Origin of the sequence: Psychrobacter sp. NG25, assembly GCF_015234355.1 — a bacterium.
In the GTDB taxonomy this organism is placed as follows: Bacteria; Pseudomonadota; Gammaproteobacteria; order Pseudomonadales; family Moraxellaceae; genus Psychrobacter.
The window spans coordinates 1-21557 of sequence record NZ_JADGMV010000003.1 but is presented as its reverse complement, the minus strand read 5'-3'; the positions used below and the strand labels follow the sequence as shown (position 1 = coordinate 21557).

Annotated in this window: 18 protein-coding genes, 2 tRNA genes, 1 rRNA gene and 1 pseudogene; 10 read left to right on the top strand and 12 right to left on the bottom strand. The window is 42.4% G+C overall.

Annotation, left to right across the window (positions count from 1 at the left end; all coding sequences use genetic code 11):
* The first annotated feature begins 158 nt into the window (after positions 1-158).
* Genes leuS through holA form a run of 3 tightly spaced genes read left to right on the top strand, consistent with a single transcriptional unit; the run spans position 159 to position 4738 of the window.
* A complete protein-coding gene (leuS, locus tag IPZ60_RS05470; protein WP_194196858.1) occupies positions 159-2846 on the top strand; it encodes a leucine--tRNA ligase in 2688 nt (895 codons plus the stop codon).
* 59 nt (positions 2847-2905) lie between these two features.
* Positions 2906-3607, top strand: a complete 702-nt coding sequence (gene lptE / locus IPZ60_RS05465) for an LPS assembly lipoprotein LptE (RefSeq protein ID WP_227669249.1) — start codon at positions 2906-2908, stop codon at positions 3605-3607.
* A 60-nt stretch (positions 3608-3667) separates the two neighbouring features.
* Positions 3668-4738, top strand: coding sequence for a DNA polymerase III subunit delta (holA, locus tag IPZ60_RS05460; RefSeq protein ID WP_194196857.1), 1071 nt, complete (start codon positions 3668-3670; stop codon positions 4736-4738).
* Between the two features lie 351 nt (positions 4739-5089).
* On the opposite strand, the gene IPZ60_RS05455 is transcribed toward holA, so the two are convergent.
* Positions 5090-6028 carry a 3-hydroxyacyl-CoA dehydrogenase family protein gene (locus IPZ60_RS05455; protein WP_194196856.1) on the bottom strand — a complete coding sequence of 313 codons (939 nt, stop codon included), beginning with the start codon at positions 6026-6028 and terminating at the stop codon, positions 5090-5092.
* A gap of 182 nt (positions 6029-6210) precedes the next feature.
* On the opposite strand from IPZ60_RS05455, the pseudogene IPZ60_RS05450 reads away from it, so the two are divergent.
* The 6 genes and pseudogenes from IPZ60_RS05450 to IPZ60_RS05425 form a co-directional block, all read left to right on the top strand.
* Positions 6211-6387, top strand: a pseudogene (locus IPZ60_RS05450) (IS5/IS1182 family transposase); the annotation flags it as partial.
* Between the two features lies 1 nt (position 6388).
* Positions 6389-6565 carry a hypothetical protein gene (locus IPZ60_RS05445; RefSeq protein ID WP_227669248.1) on the top strand — a complete coding sequence of 59 codons (177 nt, stop codon included), beginning with the start codon at positions 6389-6391 and terminating at the stop codon, positions 6563-6565.
* A gap of 263 nt (positions 6566-6828) precedes the next feature.
* Positions 6829-8163, top strand: coding sequence for an efflux RND transporter periplasmic adaptor subunit (locus IPZ60_RS05440; RefSeq protein ID WP_194196855.1), 1335 nt, complete (start codon positions 6829-6831; stop codon positions 8161-8163).
* A 123-nt stretch (positions 8164-8286) separates the two neighbouring features.
* Entirely contained in the window at positions 8287-10302 is a 2016-nt protein-coding gene (locus IPZ60_RS05435) for a MacB family efflux pump subunit (RefSeq protein WP_370463020.1), read from the top strand.
* A gap of 290 nt (positions 10303-10592) precedes the next feature.
* Positions 10593-10668, top strand: a tRNA-Lys gene (locus IPZ60_RS05430).
* Positions 10669-10828: 160 nt separating this feature from the next.
* A tRNA-Lys gene (locus IPZ60_RS05425) sits at positions 10829-10904 on the top strand.
* 54 nt (positions 10905-10958) lie between these two features.
* Here the strand turns inward: IPZ60_RS05425 and IPZ60_RS05420 are convergent.
* Both IPZ60_RS05420 and IPZ60_RS05415 read right to left on the bottom strand, forming a co-directional pair.
* Complete coding sequence (locus tag IPZ60_RS05420) at positions 10959-11747, bottom strand: MBL fold metallo-hydrolase (protein ID WP_194196853.1); 789 nt, start codon at positions 11745-11747, stop codon at positions 10959-10961.
* A 222-nt stretch (positions 11748-11969) separates the two neighbouring features.
* A complete protein-coding gene (locus IPZ60_RS05415) occupies positions 11970-14057 on the bottom strand; it encodes a catalase (RefSeq protein WP_194196852.1) in 2088 nt (695 codons plus the stop codon).
* Between the two features lie 415 nt (positions 14058-14472).
* Here IPZ60_RS05415 and IPZ60_RS05410 point away from each other — a divergent pair, with 415 nt between their 5' ends.
* On the top strand, positions 14473-15264 hold the full coding sequence (locus IPZ60_RS05410; protein ID WP_194196851.1) for a dienelactone hydrolase family protein: 792 nt from the start codon (positions 14473-14475) through the stop codon (positions 15262-15264).
* A 106-nt stretch (positions 15265-15370) separates the two neighbouring features.
* On the opposite strand, the gene IPZ60_RS05405 is transcribed toward IPZ60_RS05410, so the two are convergent.
* The 9 genes from IPZ60_RS05405 to rrf all read right to left on the bottom strand — a co-directional run.
* Positions 15371-16030, bottom strand: coding sequence for a DUF938 domain-containing protein (locus tag IPZ60_RS05405; RefSeq protein WP_194196850.1), 660 nt, complete (start codon positions 16028-16030; stop codon positions 15371-15373).
* Between the two features lie 101 nt (positions 16031-16131).
* On the bottom strand, positions 16132-16596 hold the full coding sequence (locus IPZ60_RS05400) for a flavodoxin family protein (protein WP_194196849.1): 465 nt from the start codon (positions 16594-16596) through the stop codon (positions 16132-16134).
* Between the two features lies 1 nt (position 16597).
* Entirely contained in the window at positions 16598-17011 is a 414-nt protein-coding gene (locus IPZ60_RS05395; RefSeq protein ID WP_194196848.1) for an OsmC family protein, read from the bottom strand.
* A 116-nt stretch (positions 17012-17127) separates the two neighbouring features.
* A complete protein-coding gene (locus IPZ60_RS05390; RefSeq protein ID WP_194196847.1) occupies positions 17128-17727 on the bottom strand; it encodes a 3'-5' exonuclease in 600 nt (199 codons plus the stop codon).
* A gap of 348 nt (positions 17728-18075) precedes the next feature.
* Entirely contained in the window at positions 18076-18927 is an 852-nt protein-coding gene (locus tag IPZ60_RS05385) for a nucleotide-binding protein (RefSeq protein ID WP_265087443.1), read from the bottom strand.
* Positions 18928-19551: 624 nt separating this feature from the next.
* Complete coding sequence (locus tag IPZ60_RS05380) at positions 19552-20193, bottom strand: glutathione S-transferase family protein (protein WP_194196846.1); 642 nt, start codon at positions 20191-20193, stop codon at positions 19552-19554.
* A gap of 111 nt (positions 20194-20304) precedes the next feature.
* Complete coding sequence (locus IPZ60_RS05375) at positions 20305-20658, bottom strand: hypothetical protein (protein ID WP_194196845.1); 354 nt, start codon at positions 20656-20658, stop codon at positions 20305-20307.
* A gap of 330 nt (positions 20659-20988) precedes the next feature.
* The gene (locus IPZ60_RS05370) at positions 20989-21336 is read right to left on the bottom strand and encodes a hypothetical protein (RefSeq protein ID WP_194196844.1); all 348 of its coding nucleotides are present in this window, start codon (positions 21334-21336) and stop codon (positions 20989-20991) included.
* A gap of 111 nt (positions 21337-21447) precedes the next feature.
* Positions 21448-21557: ribosomal RNA gene (gene rrf / locus IPZ60_RS05365) — 5S ribosomal RNA — on the bottom strand; the annotation flags it as partial.

Genomic DNA, 21557 nt, shown 5'->3' with positions numbered 1-21557 from the left:
TTAGGTGATTGATAGAACATCTGTCTATAAAGACTAAGCCCCTATATTCAACTATAACAACGTCACAATCAATCGCAATTTTCGCCAAATTACGCTATGCTATGGCATTGTCGAATTCCACCTATTTTTTATCTGTATTAACCAATTTCGAGCCCACTATGAGTAATACTGTGACATCTGAACAATCAGAAAACAATTATTATAACCCACAAGCTATCGAAGCTGCGCAACAAGCCAAATGGGCAACTGACAAGCGCTATGAAGTGGGCAATGAGCCTAGCGACAAGCCAAGTCGTTATATGCTGTCTATGTTCCCTTATCCAAGTGGCAAGCTGCATATGGGCCATGTGCGTAACTATACCATCTCGGATGTACTGAGCCGTTACTACCGCCTCAAAGGCTACGAAGTCATGCAACCAATGGGTTGGGATGGCTTTGGCCTGCCAGCAGAAAACGCCGCGATTGCCAATCAAACCCCACCTGCCAAATGGACATTTGCCAATATTGACAATATGCGTGCACAGCTTAAATTACTGGGCTTATCTATTGACTGGTCACGTGAATTTGCCACTTGTAGCCCTGAGTATTATCAGTGGGAGCAGTGGTTGTTTTTGCAGTTATATAAAAAAGGCTTAGTCTACAAAAAGCTAGCGACTGTCAACTGGGATCCGATTGACAATACTGTCTTGGCCAATGAGCAAGTTATCGATGGCAAGGGCTGGCGCAGTGGCGCTGCAGTCGAAAAACGCGACATACCAATGTACTACTTCAATATCACTGATTATGCCGATGAACTATTGGATGATTTGGATGATTTGGAAGGTCATTGGCCATCTGAAGTATTGACCATGCAGCGCAACTGGATTGGTCGTAGTGCTGGTATGGAAGTGCATTTCCCATATGAGTTGGCTGGTGAAACCAACACTTTAGACGTGTTCACTACCCGCCCTGACACCTTGATGGGTGTGACTTATGTCGCCGTTGCCGCAGAGCATCCGCTCGCACAGTACGCATCTGAAAATAATAAAGCCATTGCAGATTTTTGTGCCCTATGCAAAAAAGGCTCAGTCGCTGAAGCAGATTTAGCCAAAGCTGAAAAAATCGGTATGGATACAGGTCTGACCGTGACTCATCCACTGACAGGTGAAGAAGTGCCTGTTTGGGTGGCCAACTATGTGCTTATGAGCTACGGTTCAGGTGCGGTTATGGCTGTACCTGCACATGATGAGCGTGACTATGATTTTGCAACCAAATACAGTCTGCCTATTAAGCAAGTTATCGACATTCCTGCAGGATATTTTGATGAAGCAGAAGCAGATGCCAAAGCGAATGATACTAAAATCAATCTTGCCTATACTGAACGCAATACCTTAGTCAATTCAGGCGAATTTGATGGTCTAGATTTTGAGCAAGCGTTCGAAGCCATGCTTGCCAAACTTGAGCCACAAGAATTGGCCAAGAAAAAAATCCAATATCGCTTACGTGATTGGGGTGTATCGCGTCAACGATATTGGGGCTGCCCTATCCCAATGATCAATTGCGAACATTGCGGTACGATACCTGTCGAAGAGCAAGATTTGCCAGTTATCTTACCGACTGATGTCGTTCCTGATGGACGCGGCAACCCACTCAAAAACATTCCAGAATTTGTGAATACTACCTGCCCTAAATGTGGTAACCCTGCTGAGCGTGAAACCGATACCTTTGACACCTTTGTTGAGTCAAGCTGGTATTACGCTCGCTTTGCTAGCCCAAATGATGCGCAAAGCATGGTCAACAAATCTGCCGCCAACAAATGGCTGCCTGTCGACCAGTACATCGGTGGTGTTGAGCACGCGGTTATGCATCTACTTTACGCGCGTTTCTTCCATAAGCTTATGCGTGACGAAAACCTAGTCTCAGGAAACGAGCCATTTGCCAACTTGATGACGCAAGGTATGGTACTTGCGGGTACTTTCTATCGTGTCAACGCTGATGGCAGTACCACTTACTACTTTACCGAAGATGTCGATATCGATTATGACGAGCGCGGTCAGCCGATCAAAGCCATCTTAAAGACTGATGGACAGCCAGTGACGATTGGCAAAATTGAAAAAATGTCTAAGTCAAAAAACAATGGTGTCGATCCACAAATCACCATCGACAAATATGGTGCTGATACGGTTCGTTTGTACACACTATTTACCGCGCCTGCTGATCAAACGTTAGAATGGTCAGACGATGCACTAAAAGGCCCTTACAATTTCGTCAAAAAAGTCTGGCGTTTGGCGACAGAGCATACGCAAGCGCTTACCGCAGCGAACTTAGATCTTGCGACGCTCAATAGCGAAGCATTGAATACTGACGACTTGAGTAAAGCAGCCAAAAACTTACGTCGCAAAACTCATGAAACCATCGCCAAAATTGATAATGATTTGGGTGATCGTTTGGCATTGAACACGCCAGTATCGAGCCTCATGGAGCTTGCCAATGAGCTGACGAGCTTTAAAGCGGCTAATGAGCAAGACCTAAAAGTACAGCACGAGGCAGTGACTGACTTGCTTATCATGCTATCAGTGTATGCACCGCACGTTGGTGAGCACTTACTTGAGCAATTAGGCCTAGATACCGTCACGCTAAACTACCCAACCGTTGATGAAGCTGCACTGGTGCAGGATATGATCACGATGGTCGTACAGGTCAATGGTAAAATGCGCGGTAAGATGGATGTGGCGCCGAATAGCGATCCAGAGCAGCTAAAAGCCCAAGCTCGAACCATGGAAAGCGTGGCGAAATTCATCACTGGCGAAATCAAAAAAGAAATCGTCGTCCCGAATAAACTCGTGAATATAGTGGTTGTAGGTTAGATGTTTTAGGCTTAGTAGATACTCTATCTAAGCCTTCTTATCATTTGAGGATAGCGATTATGTCGTATAAGCAGCAAGCCCTATCAAGTAGCAAAAGCCCTATTGCAAAAAAGTCCGGCGGACAAAAGCTAGTAACTGCATTACTTACTGCACTGCCGATGTTTACGGTGCTCGGTGCAACGGCTGCGCTTAGTGGTTGCGGCTTTCAGCTACGTGGTTATGATGCGCCGATGCTCCTCGATGTTGCCAAAACAGCGGTCATTATCGAAGACAATCGCACCGCTTTCCCGCTTAAGCTACCATTAACGCGACGCCTAGAAACATTAGGTGTCGATGTTATCAGTAACATGACTGCTGCAGACGTTGCGCTTAATAATAAACAAGCCAGTGCTGATCCTGTTTCTGTTATCAGCGTCAATAACCTGCGCTTTAGACAGTATGAATTAGTCGGTGTCTTAACAGAGATTCGCTTGATCATATCAGCAGATGTTAGCTATCAAACCACTGAAAATGGTAAGCCAGTGACACTGAGCAATCCTATCCAAATCGAGCGTAGCTATCAGTACAATGACGCCTCGGTGAGTACGGATGATCAGCAAGGCGATCAAATTCGCGAATGGCTCTATGACAGTTTGGCACGCCGTATCACTGATCAGTATGTTGCTATCTCTCTGCCTAAAGTACCGTCCACTGGCACTAAAACACCAGTGAAAATCGGTAACGGCTCAGCATCGACAGCCGTGGTCGTACCAACGCCTTAACGTCTCATTACGATACGCTCCATACTTATTTCCATTAACCTGTGTACTACCCATCTATTTATGCAAGATACCTTTATACAAGCCTATCCAAAACTACTACAACCCTCCGTTGCAGTAGCGGGCTTGTGGCTGGCGCACGGTGATGAGCCGTTGCTGAGTCAATGGCTTATCGATGCGCTGCGTCCACATTGGCGCGCGCAGAATTATGCCATCAAGCGCATAGAACTAATATCAGTTAAAAGCTGGCAAGAAGTACTGTCAGAATTGGGTAGCCAATCATTGTTTGATGATGCCAGCGCCTTAATCGTGACTGGCAATCATAAGCCCGATAAAACTGTCATTGCTGAGCTCGAACGCTTTGCGATTGAAGCACAAGCAGGTACACACGGTCATAGTGTATTATGGCTTACGCCTAAGCAAGACAAACGTAGCCAGAGCAGCAAGTGGTTTGCGCCTTTTGCGCAATATGGCAATGTCATTGACTGTAATTTATACAACGAGCAGCAGCGCCAGCAGCTCTTGCAGATTCAGGCTCAAAAATTTGGGTTACGGCTGTCTCAAGAAGCATGGCAACTACTGATGTCACATACTGAGCATCATTTGCTGAGTGCGTACCAAACCTTATGGCGGCTGTCTTATCTGTTTGCGCCGCAGTTAATGGCTCCTCATGAAGATACCGAAACCGCTGGCGATTTTGCACAGCCTACAAATACTGTGGCACTCGATATCACAGATTTACAAGCAGCATTGGTCAGTGACGCTCAATTTAGCGTGTTTGATTTGTCGGATGCGATGCTGGCAGGTAATAGCGCACAAGTGGCAAAAATCATCTTTCAACTCAAAGCGACTGATGAGCCGACGACCTTAGTATTATGGGCAATTAGTAAAGATATGCGTCAGATTATACAACTGATGGATGGACAAGATCCGCAAGCGCTTGGCATTTGGCGCAGCAAACAAGGGCTATATCAACAAGCCTGCCGCCGCCAATCAAAAACGCACACGGCTGAATGGCCTGCCCTACTTTATCGCTGTGATCAAGCAATCAAAGGACTCGTTCGTCAGCCAGCGTGGGAGTTACTATTGCAAGCTGCGCTAGAACTAGCAGGAAAGCGTCTGTTTACCGTTTGATTGGTTGGAAAAATTCAATAACTTAGGCCGTGTTTGATATTCGATCATGGCACTGGCAGATATTACTTTTTAGACAGTTCGACGTTAGAAATAGTAAGTTTAGTCATTCTAAGCGTCTATGCTTGTCTCATACCGAACTCCAGAGCCGACACATTAATTATTCAAAAGAGTATTTTCATCTATGTTTAAAGGAACGTGATAGGCGTTTTAACTACCGTGACCCAAAACGTCAATTACATCAGCTAAAACTATGGGTCACGCAGGAACTGAACTGGTTATCTAGGGCGTGTCCTCAATCTGAACGAAATCGCCTCAATGGGCTAAAAATGAGGACAGCTCCTACTTTAATTTTTATATTCCTGCCTTCAAATCATTTTTGAGGAAATAAATCAGTGTCTTTTCCCGTTCTTCATTCATTTTCGCCGACACATCTGGTTCCCACGAATAAAAGCCCTCTCCTGTTTTATCTCCTAGCTTATTTTCATTCGCAAGTTGAGACAGCACTTTACCTGAACGTTGATCTGTCGACAAATCTTCGAATAAATAATTGGAAATAGACGAACAGACATCTAGCCCACCCATATCCGCAGACATCAGTGGCCCTGTCACAGGCAGCCGGCGGCCTATACTGTAGGTCACAGCAGCATCGATATCTTCTTTTGAAGCAGCTCCAGCATCTAATAATGCTTGTGCTTCCCGAAACAGTGCATACTGCAAACGATTCCCAATAAACCCTGGGATTTCTTTATTAAGTACTATTGCTTTTTTATTCATCAGCGTTAAAACATCCATTGCTCGCTGGACTGTAACTGCATCTGTATGCTCGCCTTTTACCACCTCCACCAAAGGAATGAGATGAGCTGGGTTCCAGAAATGGGTTACAACAAAACGTGCAGGATGCAGCATATCCGCCGCTAATATACTCGGTGTAAATCCTGAGGTATTGCTGGCAATCACTACATCGTCTTCAACTAACGCTTCCAACTTGCTATATAGCTCTTTTTTTAAATCTAAAACCTCAGGGATAACTTCAATAATAAAAGTTGCCTCCGACACTGCTTCTTCTAGGGAAGTAGTAAATTGGATACGTTGTCTAATTTCGTTCATTTGTTCGGATGTAAACAGCTCGTTTTCAGTCATTACCTTGAGCTTATTGTTCAAGCCTTTAACAGCGTTTTCAAGATCATATTCATCGATGCCGTATATGTTTACGGTTTGGTTGGCCCATGCTGCTGATAAAGCAATTGAATGCCCCATCGTCCCAGCACCAAGAATTGTAATATTTTCCATTTTCTATATTCCTTTATATCTGGATTGTATGACGCAGACTACCCAACAAACCTTTAGGGCGTGTTGAACATTGGTTATAATGTGATGATAAAAATAGCAAACCGTTAATCTTTAAGTTCTTACACCAAAAGACCTCATTTCCTATGCCTCGCATAATACTCAAAGATGAACACTGAACCAGACTGAAACTTATATTACTGGAACTTAATGTTCATAACAAAGGGAATGTGAGACAAACGGTTGGAGGCGTCTTTATCATATGCGCGTTGGCTGTCCTTGGCGTGATCTACCGATTGCTTCAACAGACCCTAATCACAGATTCAGACCTTGAGTGGGTATTTATAAACGGTACTCATATTAATGAAGTTTGTGCTATGGACGGATAAGAAGGCCGTAGTATCTGATCTAAAAGTCTCTCCTGCGCTTCTATACCGCTGTGACCAAACCATAAAAGGACTGGTTCTTCAGCCAGCATGGGAGTTATTATTACAAGCTGCACTAGAGCTAGCGGGAAAGCGCCTGTTTACTGCGCGATAAATATCAATCACTATCGCCATTCCTGTCTTGCAAATGCGACGATTTAGACAGTGACACTTACCACCATCTCTAGCACAGCTTCTACCCTTTCGATCATTCTCAGACTCACCCATTTTTACTATTCATCACTCAACTTCTATTATCTCTCTATTCCCACCACGTTCAAAAACACCTTAACCTTTCTTAAACTAATTGCCATTCCCTTTTAGGGATGAAGCATCTACTATAACCATACTTGAGTTTATTGTCATTGGATTGTTGTTATGCGCAAAATGAGCAAAAAATCTGCTATCAAATGGGGCGTCATTGTCCTGATTATTGCCGCATTGGTGGCGTTGGCTTATGCTACGTTGAAGCCAGAAGAAGAAGGCCCAAACTACTTAACTGCCACGGTTGAGCTCGGCGATATTGAAAAAAATGTCATGGCTTCAGGCAAAGTCAAAGCCTTAAATACGGTTGATGTCGGTGCACAGGTCTCTGGTGAAGTAACACGTCTCTATGTGGAAGTGGGTGATGAGGTACAGAAAGGCGATTTGATTGCCCAGATTGATCAAGTCACTCAAAACAATAACTTAAGCAATCAACAAGCTGGCCTTCAGCAAAGTGAAGCCGCACTTCAAAGTGCAAAAGCAGAAGCACTAAGCAAGCAAGCCAGTCTAAAAAGCGCCTATGCCGACCTTGCCAGCCGTCAGTCTGAGCTGAAGCAAGCAAAGTCCGATTTTTCTCGTTTGCAGTCTTTGGTTGCCATTGATGCCATCTCTCAGCAAGAGTATGACACGCAAGCAACTAGCGTTGAGACAGCCGAAGCAGCCGTTGCTAATGCACGTGCTGCCATCGATACAGCAAAAGCAGCGATCGCTACCACAGATGCTAATATTAATAGTCAGCAGGCAGCCATACGCATATCACAGACGAACGTAAGTACCGCAGAGGAAGATCTCAGCTATACCACTATTCGTGCGCCCATATCCGGTACGGTCGTTTCTATCACGACCGAACAAGGCACGACCGTCAACGCCAATCAAACGGCGCCAACACTAGTGACTCTAGCCGATTTATCAACGGTTCGTATCAATGCACAAATCTCCGAAGCTGATGTCATTAACGTCAGTGCTGGCATGCCTGCCTACTTCAATATCATTGGTAATCCAGACAAACAGTATGATGCGACCTTGACAGCCATTGAGCCAGCACCTGAGGAGATTAGTGAGACCAGCTCAACGGACTCTGCAATCTACTATGTCGGCTATGTGGAAGTGCCAAACCCTGATCGATTATTTAGAATTGATATGACCGCTCAGATCTATGTCATTATTGATGAAGCCAAAGATGCACTACTTGTACCATCAACGGTCGTACAAGAAAGGGCGGCTAAAAAGAAAGTAGAAGGCCAAGCCCAAACCAGCAAATATGTACGGGTGCTAAAAGATGACGGTAGCGTCGAAGAACGAGCCGTAACAGTAGGTATCGACAACCGAGTAAATGCGCAAATATTAAGTGGTTTAAAAGAAGGCGAGGAAGTTATCATCAGTGGAGAGAGCACTAAAAAATCAGGTAGCGGGCGTGGACCTGGCGGTGGTGGCATTCCAGGCATGTAACCTATTCTTTGTATATGTTGATTGTAATAGAGCTGGTACAAATCAGCTCTGCTACACCGACGCTCACGACACTTGATTAAAGACATTGCTATGACTATATCTCAATCTTCTAAACCGTCGCCCATGAGCGCTGACGTCTCAGCAGAAGCCCCAAAGAATAATGTATCCTCCATCGCTGATAATCCTATTATGCAGCTGTCGGGGATTATTCGAGAGTTCCCTGCTGGTGAGCAAACCATTCGAGTCTTGCATGATATCAACCTAACCATCAATCAAGGTGAGATGGTCGCTATTATTGGGCAATCAGGTTCAGGCAAGTCCACTTTAATGAACATCTTGGGCTGCTTAGACCAAGCATCAGCTGGTGATTATAAAATTTATGGCCAATCAGCAAACAGGCTAGATGCTGATGAACTGGCTAAATTGCGCCGTGAGCACTTTGGGTTTATTTTTCAGCGTTATCATCTGCTCGGTGATATCAATGCCAAAGACAATGTCGCCGTCCCTGCCGTATATGCTGGCATGAATACTGAGGCACGCATCAATCGTGCCGAAAAGCTCCTGACAGACTTAGGACTGGGAGAAAAGGTAAACAATCGACCTAGCCAGCTCTCAGGTGGTCAGCAGCAGCGCGTCTCGGTTGCTCGTGCTCTGATGAATGGTGGCGATGTTATCTTAGCCGATGAGCCAACGGGTGCGCTAGATAGTAAATCTGGCGAAGATGTGATGGCCATCTTACATGACCTAAATGATCAAGGTCATACCATCATTATGGTTACCCATGATCCCAAGCTTGCCGCCCAAGCCGAACGCGTGATTGAGCTGAAAGACGGTTATGTCATTGCTGATTATAAGACTGAGCATTATAAACCGACAACTCAACAGCCTGAGCCTATTCTGAGCCAACATCGAAAAAGCGCCTTTGGTAGCTTTGTCGATCGTTTGCTCGAAGCCTTTAAGATGTCCTTGCTCGCCATGCGTGCACACAAGATGCGCACCCTACTGACCATGTTAGGTATTATCATCGGTATCGCCGCTGTTGTCTCTATCGTCGGCCTCGGTCAAGGCTCTCAGCAGCAGATTCTCGCGAATATCAGTTCACTCGGTACCAATACTATAACAGTGAATGACGGCTACCCTAGAGGCGACCCAAGACGCCGTTACAATGATGACAATCTGACCCCAGAAGACTCAGAAGCGGTCGGCAATCAACCTTATGTCATTAACGTTAGCCCTCAAGTGAACGCCACTTCTAGTGTTCGTTATCGCGGTGTAGAAGAGAGTTCAACGATTAATGGCGTTGGTGAATACTACCTAGGGGTTACTGGTGAGACATTAGCACTGGGTCAAGGTTTTGATGCACAAAGTATTAGCCTGCGCAGTCAAGACATTATTATTGATAGTAATGCTCAAGAAGCCTTCTTTTCAGACGTTGAAAACCCAGTTGGTGAAGTACTGCTCATCGGCAGTGTACCTGGGCGAGTCATTGGCGTCCTAGAGGAAAGTGACAGTGGCTTTGGCCCAGACGTTACCACACCTACGATATATATGCCCTACACCACTGTCATGTCACGTATTACTGGTAGTGCTAATATCGACCGTTTTGTTGCGTTATTAGATGATAGCATCTCCTCTAGTGCAGCTGAGTCTGCTATCTCCGACTTAATAGAAGGTCGTCATGGCAAAGATGACTTTGAGATTCGAAACTCAGACTCTATTCGTCAGACCATTGAATCGACGACAGGAACGATGACGCTGCTTATCTCCTCCGTTGCCGTTATCTCATTAATAGTTGGTGGTATTGGCGTTATGAATATCATGCTAGTTTCTGTGACCGAGCGTACCAATGAGATTGGGGTACGAATGGCCGTAGGCGCCCGTCAAAGCGATATTATGCAGCAGTTTTTAATAGAAGCCGTACTGGTCTGTATTTTAGGGGGCTTACTGGGTATTGGTATGGCCTTTGCCATTGGCGAATTGATCAATCGATTGGGCGGCGATAGTTTTAAAGTTATCTATTCATCAACTTCTATTATTGCAGCCTTCGTATGCTCAACGCTCATCGGGGTTGTTTTTGGCTTCTTGCCTGCCCGTAATGCTGCCAAACTTGACCCTGTGGATGCCCTCTCTAGAGATTAATAGTGAATGACAAGCGAGCTGAATCATTAAATTAGGGTCTGAAACGGCTCTAATAGCGAAATCCTGAAGAAATATAACTTTTTTTCTAATATTTGCACTTTATTTATCATTTAGGGTTGTAATTGTCATAATAATATATATAATGTGCTCTCACGTTTAGGGATACAAAATATTTAAACGTTGAAACAAACTTAATGTGCTTATTAAAATTAAGTTTGATTAACAAAGTTTTTGTTTAAAGAACTTTGACTTGTAGAACTAAAAAGCAATGCTTTTTTATGTGTTCTTCAGGGCCGATAGCTCAGTTGGTAGAGCAGTTGACTTTTAATCAATTGGTCCCGCGTTCGAGTCGCGGTCGGCCCACCATATTTAGTATTACGCTTGTTGTGTACCTTACCCTATCAGGTAGCGGCATAATAAGTCACAAAGTTTAAGAAGATTTCTTTTAGAAAACTTCACCGAATTTACGAAACTGTAAATTCACTTGTAGAGTTAAAAAAGCCAGTGCTTTTTTATACGCTCTTCAGGGCCGATAGCTCAGTTGGTAGAGCAGTTGACTTTTAATCAATTGGTCCCGCGTTCGAGTCGCGGTCGGCCCACCATATTTAGAGAGCTCAGTTACTATAATAGTAACTGAGCTTTTTTTCGTTTAAATTTTATTTTTTTCGTTTTTTCTTAAAGACAGTAAATTCGCTATTTTTTCGCCACAGCAGTTTATGTTTGATTGTGTCTTTAATCGTACGTGGATGCTTGGGTGCTTGCGTAATCAACATATCAAAAGTTGCCTCATCTATCGCCAGCTCACACCCATGTGCCATCATAACCATTGAAGGTTTTAAGTCTTTTATCTTTTGGAGTGATTGAATATAAACCTTAGGATCATAGACTGGAAAAGGCGCCACAAACTTGTGGCGTAGCTTGATAATTAAGTCAGCCGTATAGACCTGTCGACTGGGCATATGAAACAAAGACAAATCACGGTCTGTATGTCCTGGGGTCTCTAACACCTGCCATTCATCAAACCCTGGCACGCAGTCACCCTCACCAACGGTGATATCGGCTTTGAGATGTGCTGGATAATATAAATTTTTTGGAGAGCGACCTTGACGTCTCGCCACATAATGCGCAAGGTTCATATCTACAAGGTGCATGGTGCGCCCAGCGATACGGCTGTACCACTGCGTATCTTTGTCTGCTGAGACAATCAGGCAACCTGTCTGCTCTCGGAACTTATGGGCCCCACCTGCATGATCTGGATGCATATGAGTGACCACAACTACTTTTAGGTCTGTGACTGGTCTCTGTAACGTCGTTTTAATATAATCTAATACCATCGCCACATCAGGGCGACACGCTCCATCTAGCAGCATAATCTTATCTGGATATACCGCCAGATATGTGCTTTGAATATATCCTTCTAAACGTACAATTTCACATAAACTCATTTGCATTCCCTGCTACATGATTGGTCACTATAGTCGTCCTACTATAGAAGACGCTTTTAACGCGCCTTAGTAGACTTTAGTATAACCCTCACTATTCATATTGTAATGACTTTGAGTGAACGCTTGTGACTATAAACCACTTTTCCTCACATAAACAAAAACCCAGCACTTAGGCTGGGTTTCTGAAGAAATTTAACGTATTTGGAAACTGTGTGAGATTAATTACGCCAAATCACGTACCTTTGGCTCACGCTCCCACAGACGAGACTTCGCATTGTTAATAAAGGCATCTAGTTCAGCCAGTGGCGTGACAAAACTGTCTTTTTCAACAGGGAGCTTACTCAAAATGAATTCATCCGTCGCACCGCAATAAGCAATCGCTTTACAATGGTTGTAAGCATCATTGAACCAATCTAATGCTGAGCTGTCTTTTGCGAGCTTCTTAGCCTGTTCAGGCATAATGATACTCACTACCGCATCGAACATCACTGATGGGCCACCAGCGAGACGCTCATCGGCTTGTATACGGGTGCCATCATCCAGTACCACTTCCTTATTAGGTGCTACTATCTTGACACTGGCACCCTGCGCCTTAGCAGCATCTTCGAATTTTTTGACTTCACTACTATTGGAACCTTCTGCTACCAAGATACCGATCATACGACCTTTTAGGCTATCAGGAGTCAAGCCAATGGTTTGTATTGCTTTAGACGTTGCCATGTCTAGTACAGGCGCCGCAGCATCAGCAGGCTCTGGTAACTCCATACCGAGCGCTGTTGCCACACGATTGGCCAAATCTTCATCGATGTGAATCAAATGACCAAGCATGCGAGCACGTACGTGTGCCGTATCTACTTTACCAAGCTCAAAGGCATAAGCCGTTGCAATGTGTGCTTGCTCCGTCGGTGTTTGGCTACGATAGAACATACGCGGCTGACTATAATGATCGGCGAAGCTCTCTGCACGTACGCGACCTTTTACCCCATCATCTAACTGCTCATGGAATGACTCAAAGCCACGTTTGGCGCTTTCACGAGGTCTCGTTGGATCTAGGCTTTGTGGCTCATAAAGCGTGCGAGTTTTTGGTACTTGCATCTGCATATGACCATCTTGCTGATTGTTCGCAAATGGACATTTTGGTGCATTGATTGGAATTTGTGCAAAGTTTGGCGAGCCTAAACGTGATAGCTGGGTATCTAGATAACTAAATAGACGACCTTGCAATAATGGATCGTTACTGAAGTCAATACCTGGTGGCAGATGTGATGGACAGAACGCGACTTGCTCCGTTTCCGCAAAGAAATTATCCGGATAACGATTGAGCACCATTTTACCCACTACCTTCACTGGCACCATCTCTTCTGGAATCAGTTTGGTCGCATCTAAATGGTCAAACGGAAACGCATTGGCTTCTTCTTCTGTAAATAACTGAACACCAAATTCCCATTCAGGATAGTCGCCATTATTGATTGATTCAAACAAATCACGACGATGATAGTCAGGATCAGCACCCGAGATTTTCACGGCTTCATCCCATGTGGTTGACTGCACACCCAGTATTGGCTTCCAATGGAAACGTACAAAGGTACTTTTGCCTTCTTTATTGATGAGACGATAGCTATGAATACCGAAGCCTTCCATCATACGTAGGCTACGCGGTAGACCACGATCACTCATCAGCCAAATCAAGTTATGCATGGTCTCAGGAGTCAATGATACAAAATCCCAAAAGGTATCATGCGCAGATGCTGCTTGCGGGAAACCGCGATCAGGCTCTGGTTTTACCGCATGAATCAAATCTGGGAACTTCATCGCATCTTGAATAAAGAAAATCGGCATGTTGTTACCGACGATATCCCAGTTACCTTCTTCAGTATAAATCTTCACAGCAAAACCACGGACATCACGAGGCGTATCTTTTGAGCCTTTGTTACCAGCAACGGTAGAAAAACGCGTAAATAAAGGCGTTTGCTTACCCGTCTCGGTCAAAATTTTCGCCGTGGTATATTCTTCTAGTGATTCTGTCAGCTCAAAATAACCATGTGCAGCACTACCGCGCGCATGGACGATACGCTCAGGAATACGCTCATGGTCAAAATGATGAATCTTTTCACGCAGTACAAAATCCTCTAGCAATGTAGGGCCACGACTGCCAGATTTTAGAGAGTTTTGATTATCAGAGATGGCAACGCCTTGTTGCGTTGTCAAAACTTTAGTGTCATCACTGGCACGCTGATGAGTTTCGCCACCATTGCCACGTTCAGTATTCATATCTTTAGCGGGGTCAGTATGATCAATATTATTTTTCATTATGCATCCTAGCTAGTAATTGAAAGTAGGCTCTATGCTGAGCTGTATCTAATATTAGCCAAAAGATATGACTAATTCATGGCACTCCTTGTTGATATTTGGTTAAAGTTTGCAGCCGTGATAAATAAGCCGTTTTAGATGGTTTAAAGTGAGCATCAACACTGATAATAGATTCTTGTAATGTAGTGATTTTTTAAGGTATGCTTTTATGAAGCATTAAAAACGACTGATAAATACATTGGCATGGTTTTAGCCTCATATTTATCTTTTTTATATCGTTGGATTCAAATAATTCCGATACAAGGAAGCCGAGCGCAAGTTATACATTAGTATGGTTAGCGAGGATGACGATGTAGCGGGTTTGTATGGATTTAACGATGCGACTATTTTTTATATGACTATAAGGCGACCTACCATGTTACCAACTTTAAATTCCTTATCCAAAAAACCTTATCACTCATTGCTAATGGGTGCGTCAGTCGGTCTAATGGCACTGACTTTCAGCCAAACAGCCGCCGCGATTACGACCAAAAACGTTACTTACACAGTGGATGATCAAGCATACGAAGGCTATTACGCCAAAGCGGATAAGCCCAACGCACCTTTTATTTTGCTCATTCATGATTGGGATGGTCTAACCGACTACGAACGCAAACGCGCTGACATGTTAGCAACTGAAGGCTACAATGTGCTAGCAGCAGACATGTTTGGTCAAGGCGTTCGCCCTACTTCTATTGAAGAAAACAAACGTCTAACGGGGGAGCTATATGACGACCGTAATAAAATGCGTCGGATATTAGCAGGGGCATTAACGGCAGGACAACTGCAAGGCAATGATGTGCGAAAAGGCACGACTATGGGATATTGTTTTGGCGGTACGGTTGCGCTAGAACTAGCACGCTCAGGATTTGAGCAAAAAGCGTTTGTACCATTCCATGGGGCTTTTGAGGTTCCAACCGGTCAGAGTTATGATAAGACCACAGGCGAGATACTGGTGTTCCATGGCTCAGCTGACCAATCTGTCTCTCTAGAAAGCTTTGCGACTTTGGGTAAGACGCTAGAAGCAGCTAAGATACCTCACGAGATGGTCACTTATAGCGGCGCGCCACATGCCTTTAGCGTGTTCGGCAGTGATAGATATGATGCACGTGCGGATGAACGCTCTTGGAAGCGTTACTTGGACTTCTTATCAGAAGAGTATAAATAGTCTAACCGCACAAAGCAGATAAGTAGATAAGTAGACGAAAAAAGACACCTCAATAAGATCTTATAATGATCCATTGAGGTGTCTTTTTTTATACAATATTAAGCATTTAACTCTTCCGAAATACCAATAATTGATTGTTGGCAGGCATTGCATAAGTATTATTCAGTTGCAAATGATGTTCACTTGCTAAACTGACAATGTCTTCTTTATGGCGAATACCACTATCAGGATTGCCTGCTCTCAACATCGCATCAAATCGCTGATTACCCTCACTGGTATATTTACCCTCTTCGTTAAATGGGCCGTATACAATCAGTTTGCCATCAGTAGGTAGCGCATCACCAGCCAATGCAAATAACCGTTCAACCAAAGCCCAGCTGATAATATGCAGCGTATTGGCCGTAAACATTGCATCATAAGATAAGTTTAACTGGCTATTGACAGGTACGGCATCCGTACTCAAATCAAACGCCAAAGGGGCATATAGATTGGGCGCAGGGTAAGCATGATGCCAAGCTATTATGTGCCGATGATTACTAATCACATCACTCGTTTGCCATTGTAGCTCAGGCAGATTGGGCGCAAAGTGCACACTATGCTGACCAGTCCCAGAGCCAATCTCTAGCACATAATTAAAACCTTGTAGCTCAGTTTGCAGCACTTCTAAGATAGGCTGCTTATTATTCTCACACGCTTGAGAAAACGGCAATGCAGCGATGTCCACTTTACTATTCAGATTATCACTATTTAGATCAGTGTCATGCATGACTACTCTCTCCAGACCGTCTATTATCGTCTTAGTATTAATGTCAATAGATTCATAAGCATTGTCAAATCCTACCCTAGTCACTGCCAAATGTCTTAGGACTAGTAAATACCCGCTTCTACGCCAGCGGCTAGCGTCATGGCTAGCGCCTCTACTTGCGCAGCAAAGCTGTCTTGCCAATCGCCCTGTAGTATCAACGCTTCTTGCGCCCACGACCAGCGCAATCCCATGGTAATGGTTTTGAGCGCAAGTTTAGTACCCGTACCATCATGCCCTGCACGTATGTATACCGCAAATGGCATGCCCTGCTTTTCTTCTAACACTGGATAATAGCAACGATCAAAGAAGTCCTTGGTCAGCCCTGCCATATACGCCAGATTTTCAGTCGTACCTAGCAGTAACGCATCGGCTGCCAACACATCTTCAGGCTGCGTGTCCTGTGGTGATTTCAAGATGACAGTGATATCTATATCAGGATGATTGGCACCGTCTAAAGCTGCCTGCGCCAATTTCTGAGTATTGGGCGATGGCGCATGAGCAACGATGAGTAAGGTCTTATTAGACATATTAAGCGTCTGTGCCATTGTTAAATACTAGATTTTGAGTAATGGCAGGATCCAAGCTATTGCCTACTGGGCAGGTCAACGCAGCTTTGTAAAATCGTTTTAACGTACTCTCATCCAATGCCTTTGAGAAATTGACTATAACGTGTATTTCACTCACACGCCTTGGTTTGGTAGCCATGACTTTGGTGACTTCTGCGGTCGTACCTGAGATATCGATGTCCATCGCTTCGGCTTTGATACCGATAATCGTTAAGATACAACTGCCCAAACTGGTGGCTAGCAAATCAGTGGGAGAAAACGCTTCGCCCTTGCCGTGATTGTCCGTAGGGGCATCAGTGATGATTTGATTGTTTGACTGTAGATGGATGGCTTGGGTGCGTAAATTACCTTGGTAGGTTACTTTTGAAGTTGTCATGGGGTTCTCTTTGATTATTGTTGTTGGAATAACATCCTGTAAAAAATTTATAACAATGAATTTATACGTATAACAAATACATCAAAAATAAAAGCTCAATATTTTTGAATAACTTTCTACAGGACTGTGTCTTGCCCTTTTTTTTCTATTTCCAGTTCAATTAATAAGGCCGAATGAGCATCATTAGCAGCATATCTCTTCTGATGCTCCTTTAAAGGAAATATCGACCAGTTTGATTTTTGTGCTCCCTTAGAAAGCCTTTGATTAAAAAACATTGCAACAGCAGCTCTAGCACCGACTCTTTGCTTGGTCCCTGCAAAACGCATAACTTTTGAAGAAAGGTCTTCCGAGTTTACTAATTTAATTCCAAATTTACTAAAAATTATTTTTTTATCTTCTTTTAATCCAAAACCCACTTTTTTTATTTTTGGATCTGATAATATTTTTTCTATATCAGAGAAATTTTTATAAAATTTCGTAGGAAACAAAAACACTTTAGATTTTGTTGCTATCTGTATGAGATGAGGTCCATCACTTACATCTTCTTTCCTAAAACAAGGCTTACTTTCTGTATCAAACCCTAAGCATGTATGTTTTTTTAATTCTGCTATTGCGTGAGTAGCATCTTCTTTCTTAGTCACAATGACTATGTTTTCTAGAGAAATACCCTCATATACTGGTAACTCTCGAATTTGTTCTTTTGTTAATCTTTCCATTGAAACCTTCTATCTTATGACTATTTATTTCAAGTTAAACAAGTATACTTAACTTAACTAATGACGTTATCAAGTGTGGCTCCAGCACCATTCACCACTAGATAATTCTAGAAAGAATATTGTCAGTAAAGGTTGTTCTCCTGATAACTTCAAAGTCTTGCGAATGAGTCGACCATCTCTAACTACTCCATAGTCACTCATCTTTGAAAATATTTTTCAGTAATTATTAGAATAATTTCTATAATATAGTATATATTCTGATTAGATACACCTGTTTGTCTAACCCCAGAAACTGTCTTATGATAAGAACTGAATTTATATTTAAATACATTGCTCACTTTATTAGCATCAAAAAGGCATATCTTTATTAAGATTACTAGCTATCTCAAACGATTTAGGTTGAAGAATATCTTCGTTTTTCAAAAGCTCATCTATGCCTAACTCAGTAATTGAATATACGTAGCAATCATATCCGTTCTGGTAATCTGTTTCTATAGACTTACTTATTAGCCCCATACGTTCAAGTTTAATAAGTGATATTTGAAGAATAGCCTCATTTATTCCACGAAAATTATTAGATATTGTATGGAACGGCAGACCTATGGGATCGGCAACATAACTCTGAAGACAAGTCGCTAAGAATTTATAGTCTTGTTCTTGTAGATGATAGACCGCAGGGTTAGCAATAATTATTCTAGATTCTGAAAGACTAGTATGACTTATGAGCCCTAATCGTTCTACCTCAGATTTAATCAAAGAACACGCTCTATTAGTTGCAGAAACTAAATCCCCATCTGAACGATTTGCATCAAAGTCTGCAGGGGTTACTCCCAATAAGTCAGTTGGCAAATGCATATCTACATCACGCGGCTTTAAAACAAAAGAACGAGATTTTCCAATTGCGCCCACAAACAGACCCATTTCGAATATCACATTGTCCCTAACTACATGCTCATTTCTACTTCTAATCGTAGCAATGTCATCAGGTGCAAAAATAAATAATGCAAAATCTACAGTAGATGATTTTTCTACTAAATCTTCAATTGTTGAAGAAGATAGTTTAAATGTACCATTTTTCCAAATAGTAACTTCAAAATCATGATCAAGATTGACATTTACGGCCTCAGCGATTGGAATACTCTCAACCGAGGACGCAATAAATAATCGTGGTTTTCTCAACTCATAATCTCCATATTTCATTACCCACTAACAGGTTATTATCCTACAATTGTAGATGATATTAATACTAAAAGGTATGAGTTATTAAAGTATGAGCATTTCTAAAAACTAGACATCGCAAACAGAGAAACTCACTTTCAGTTTAGTGCAAGGGAGTTTTCTAAAAATAGAGAGCTAATGATTAACCTTTTCAAATCAAAGAATACTCTACAACTGCTAAATCCAATCTGCTGAAAAACCTCACTGATTTGTCAAATACTCTTAAACCATTTGTTAGCTAAACCTTGCTGAAATATAGGTCCAATAACCTAACAGCAGTATGAGCAGGCCCCAAGACAACGAAAAGCATAAGTAATATGACTCGCTATCAAGTGCAACATAATAGTAAATGGCCAGTCCAGTACTCACTAATAAAGATACTGTATATGCGATGAGTAAAGTAAACAGAGCCGTATTTTCAAATCTAGATAAATCTGGGCTATTCTCTGCACAAATATAAAAGAGAAAACCAAGGGAAAAAGCCCCACCAATCGTAATATGCAAAAATGATATTAGAACCAGTGACCAAATTGACATAAGCTTTCCCTTTGCTGCCTCAATTCTTTCTTAAAAATTCTGAGTTATAACCTTAATAACTTAGTACGATTATATTTTAAATGGTGTCAGATCTATCTTTTCAAACTCACATACTGCTTTTATACTAGAATTTTCACTTAATCGATTTAAATACATTGCCAAGTTTTTATAGGTCATAGGCGATTTTTCTGATACCAATGACCACTCCGCCAACATAAAGAGAAAGTAATCACATGCCGATAGTTTTTCACCAAGCAAAAACTCATTAGACTCCAGCTGATCATTAATGATAGACAAAGCCTCTGCAATGCGATCATCTTGCGCAGATATAACACTTGGTATATTACGTTCATCATTAGTATGACGATGTGGATAATAACGAACCATCAGCTCCGCTTGCAACGTATTGTTTAAGAATGCGAGCCACTGAAAAAATAATGGCCGTTTGGGATCGCCAAGTGGCGGTATCAACTCGTACTCTGGGTGGGATTCACAAATATGAATGCAGATAGCAGGACTTTCAAAGATTGGCTGATCATCAACGACCAGCGTGGGAATACGCCCAGTAGGATTTAACTTCAGATAGTCGGCTGATTTGTGAGTGTCCTTCTCTCTTTCGACAAGCACTAACTCATAATCCGCTTGCACATGGTGCAGGAGAAAATGTGGAGCCAAACTAGCATTGTTTGGGTAATAGTAAAGTTTAAACAAAATATAGACTCCATTATTCTAAAGTTACCAGACACTCATAACAGCTTACTGTGTGACTAAAACATATCTTAAATCAAAGCTCAATCGATTAACAGAAGCTCACTAATCGCTTTAGTGGTTAAATCTACCTTTAATAGCAGGTTCATCATTATTGATACTTTCTAGGGTCTCAAATCCTTTCTTAGTACCAAAGTATAAAGCGTCTGTTTTTTTCTCTCTATGAAAACGCATTTCATCGCCTTTATTATCAGTTAGCGTAAACTCATTGAATACTTTTTCCCAGTGCGCTTTCTTTTCAGATTCATTGTGATCTACTTTAAATGTTGGCTTCAAAATATAGGAAATATCCTTACCTTCTTCAGTGGTTATCAAAGGCAGTAATTCTTTGTGTTTTGTTAAATATAGACATATTTTCTCAATATCGTCCAAATTTTCTCTACTATCAGTTAGTTTAATAATTAACATCGGTTTATATCCTAATTTGCTTTCTAGCTTAGTGTTATTGAAAGTTAACTAACCTTTTAAAATGATAAAAGATCAATACTGATGATCCCAGCTGCTTGCTCTTAAGCCTAGCATTATTATGCTCATCTACTTTAAACCCATATTAAAGACAATACTACTAAACTCCGCTGTTTACCCCAAACGGCAGGCAAAAGAAAACCCCCTCCGCATGAGCAAAGGGGGCTTTCTTTTGAATAGAAAGCTTGCTAATAAGGAGAGCGCCGTAAAACTTATTCATATAGACTCAAGCTGATTAACAGTTAATGGCACACTTTGCCTAATACTAACAAGTTATTCTTCCATCTGCCATTTATCATCTACCCATACTGCATCAGTATCGTCTAAGTGCACATGCCACTCTGCATCAGTGACTGCCAATCGAATCTCAGTCAAACATTCTAGCCAATGACCAAGCGTATATATAAGATCCTCAACATCCATACTAGAAGATATTTTCGTGGCACCTGCTAATATCACCTCTGACTCACTATCATCATAGGCGTAAAGATCAAACGACTCTGCCTCTTCTGTATGCTCAAAGCTTTCATTATACTTATCAACGATCAGCGTAATATTTTCTTGCTCTTGCTCCGTTAAAAGTGTCGTACGCTCAGCTGTATAATAAAGTGAAACGCCCATGACTTACTCCGAAATATGATAATAGTTATAAATAATAGCACACAGTACTTTATCCCACGCAAAGAAAATCCCCCGGCTAGATAACTAGTCGGGGGATATTTCAGTATAGAGAGCTGACGATGACCTACTCTCACATGGACGAATCCACACTACCATTGGCGCTACGATGTTTCACTTCTGAGTTCGGGAAGGGATCAGGTGGGGCCATCGCGCTATTGTCG

What these genes read in the sequence shown, in the direction of transcription:
- leuS (WP_194196858.1), top strand. Translation starts at nt 159, where the DNA reads ATGAGTAATACTGTGACATCTGAACAATCAGAAAACAATTATTATAAC.
- lptE (WP_227669249.1), top strand. Translation starts at nt 2,906, where the DNA reads ATGTCGTATAAGCAGCAAGCCCTATCAAGTAGCAAAAGCCCTATTGCA.
- holA (WP_194196857.1), top strand. Translation starts at nt 3,668, where the DNA reads ATGCAAGATACCTTTATACAAGCCTATCCAAAACTACTACAACCCTCC.
- IPZ60_RS05455 (WP_194196856.1), bottom strand. Translation starts at nt 6,028, where the DNA reads ATGGAAAATATTACAATTCTTGGTGCTGGGACGATGGGGCATTCAATT.
- IPZ60_RS05445 (WP_227669248.1), top strand. Translation starts at nt 6,389, where the DNA reads ATGAAGTTTGTGCTATGGACGGATAAGAAGGCCGTAGTATCTGATCTA.
- IPZ60_RS05440 (WP_194196855.1), top strand. Translation starts at nt 6,829, where the DNA reads ATGCGCAAAATGAGCAAAAAATCTGCTATCAAATGGGGCGTCATTGTC.
- IPZ60_RS05435 (WP_370463020.1), top strand. Translation starts at nt 8,287, where the DNA reads ATGAGCGCTGACGTCTCAGCAGAAGCCCCAAAGAATAATGTATCCTCC.
- IPZ60_RS05420 (WP_194196853.1), bottom strand. Translation starts at nt 11,747, where the DNA reads ATGAGTTTATGTGAAATTGTACGTTTAGAAGGATATATTCAAAGCACA.
- IPZ60_RS05415 (WP_194196852.1), bottom strand. Translation starts at nt 14,057, where the DNA reads ATGAAAAATAATATTGATCATACTGACCCCGCTAAAGATATGAATACT.
- IPZ60_RS05410 (WP_194196851.1), top strand. Translation starts at nt 14,473, where the DNA reads ATGTTACCAACTTTAAATTCCTTATCCAAAAAACCTTATCACTCATTG.
- IPZ60_RS05405 (WP_194196850.1), bottom strand. Translation starts at nt 16,030, where the DNA reads ATGCATGACACTGATCTAAATAGTGATAATCTGAATAGTAAAGTGGAC.
- IPZ60_RS05400 (WP_194196849.1), bottom strand. Translation starts at nt 16,596, where the DNA reads ATGTCTAATAAGACCTTACTCATCGTTGCTCATGCGCCATCGCCCAAT.
- IPZ60_RS05395 (WP_194196848.1), bottom strand. Translation starts at nt 17,011, where the DNA reads ATGACAACTTCAAAAGTAACCTACCAAGGTAATTTACGCACCCAAGCC.
- IPZ60_RS05390 (WP_194196847.1), bottom strand. Translation starts at nt 17,727, where the DNA reads ATGGAAAGATTAACAAAAGAACAAATTCGAGAGTTACCAGTATATGAG.
- IPZ60_RS05385 (WP_265087443.1), bottom strand. Translation starts at nt 18,927, where the DNA reads ATGAAATATGGAGATTATGAGTTGAGAAAACCACGATTATTTATTGCG.
- IPZ60_RS05375 (WP_194196845.1), bottom strand. Translation starts at nt 20,658, where the DNA reads ATGTTAATTATTAAACTAACTGATAGTAGAGAAAATTTGGACGATATT.
- IPZ60_RS05370 (WP_194196844.1), bottom strand. Translation starts at nt 21,336, where the DNA reads ATGGGCGTTTCACTTTATTATACAGCTGAGCGTACGACACTTTTAACG.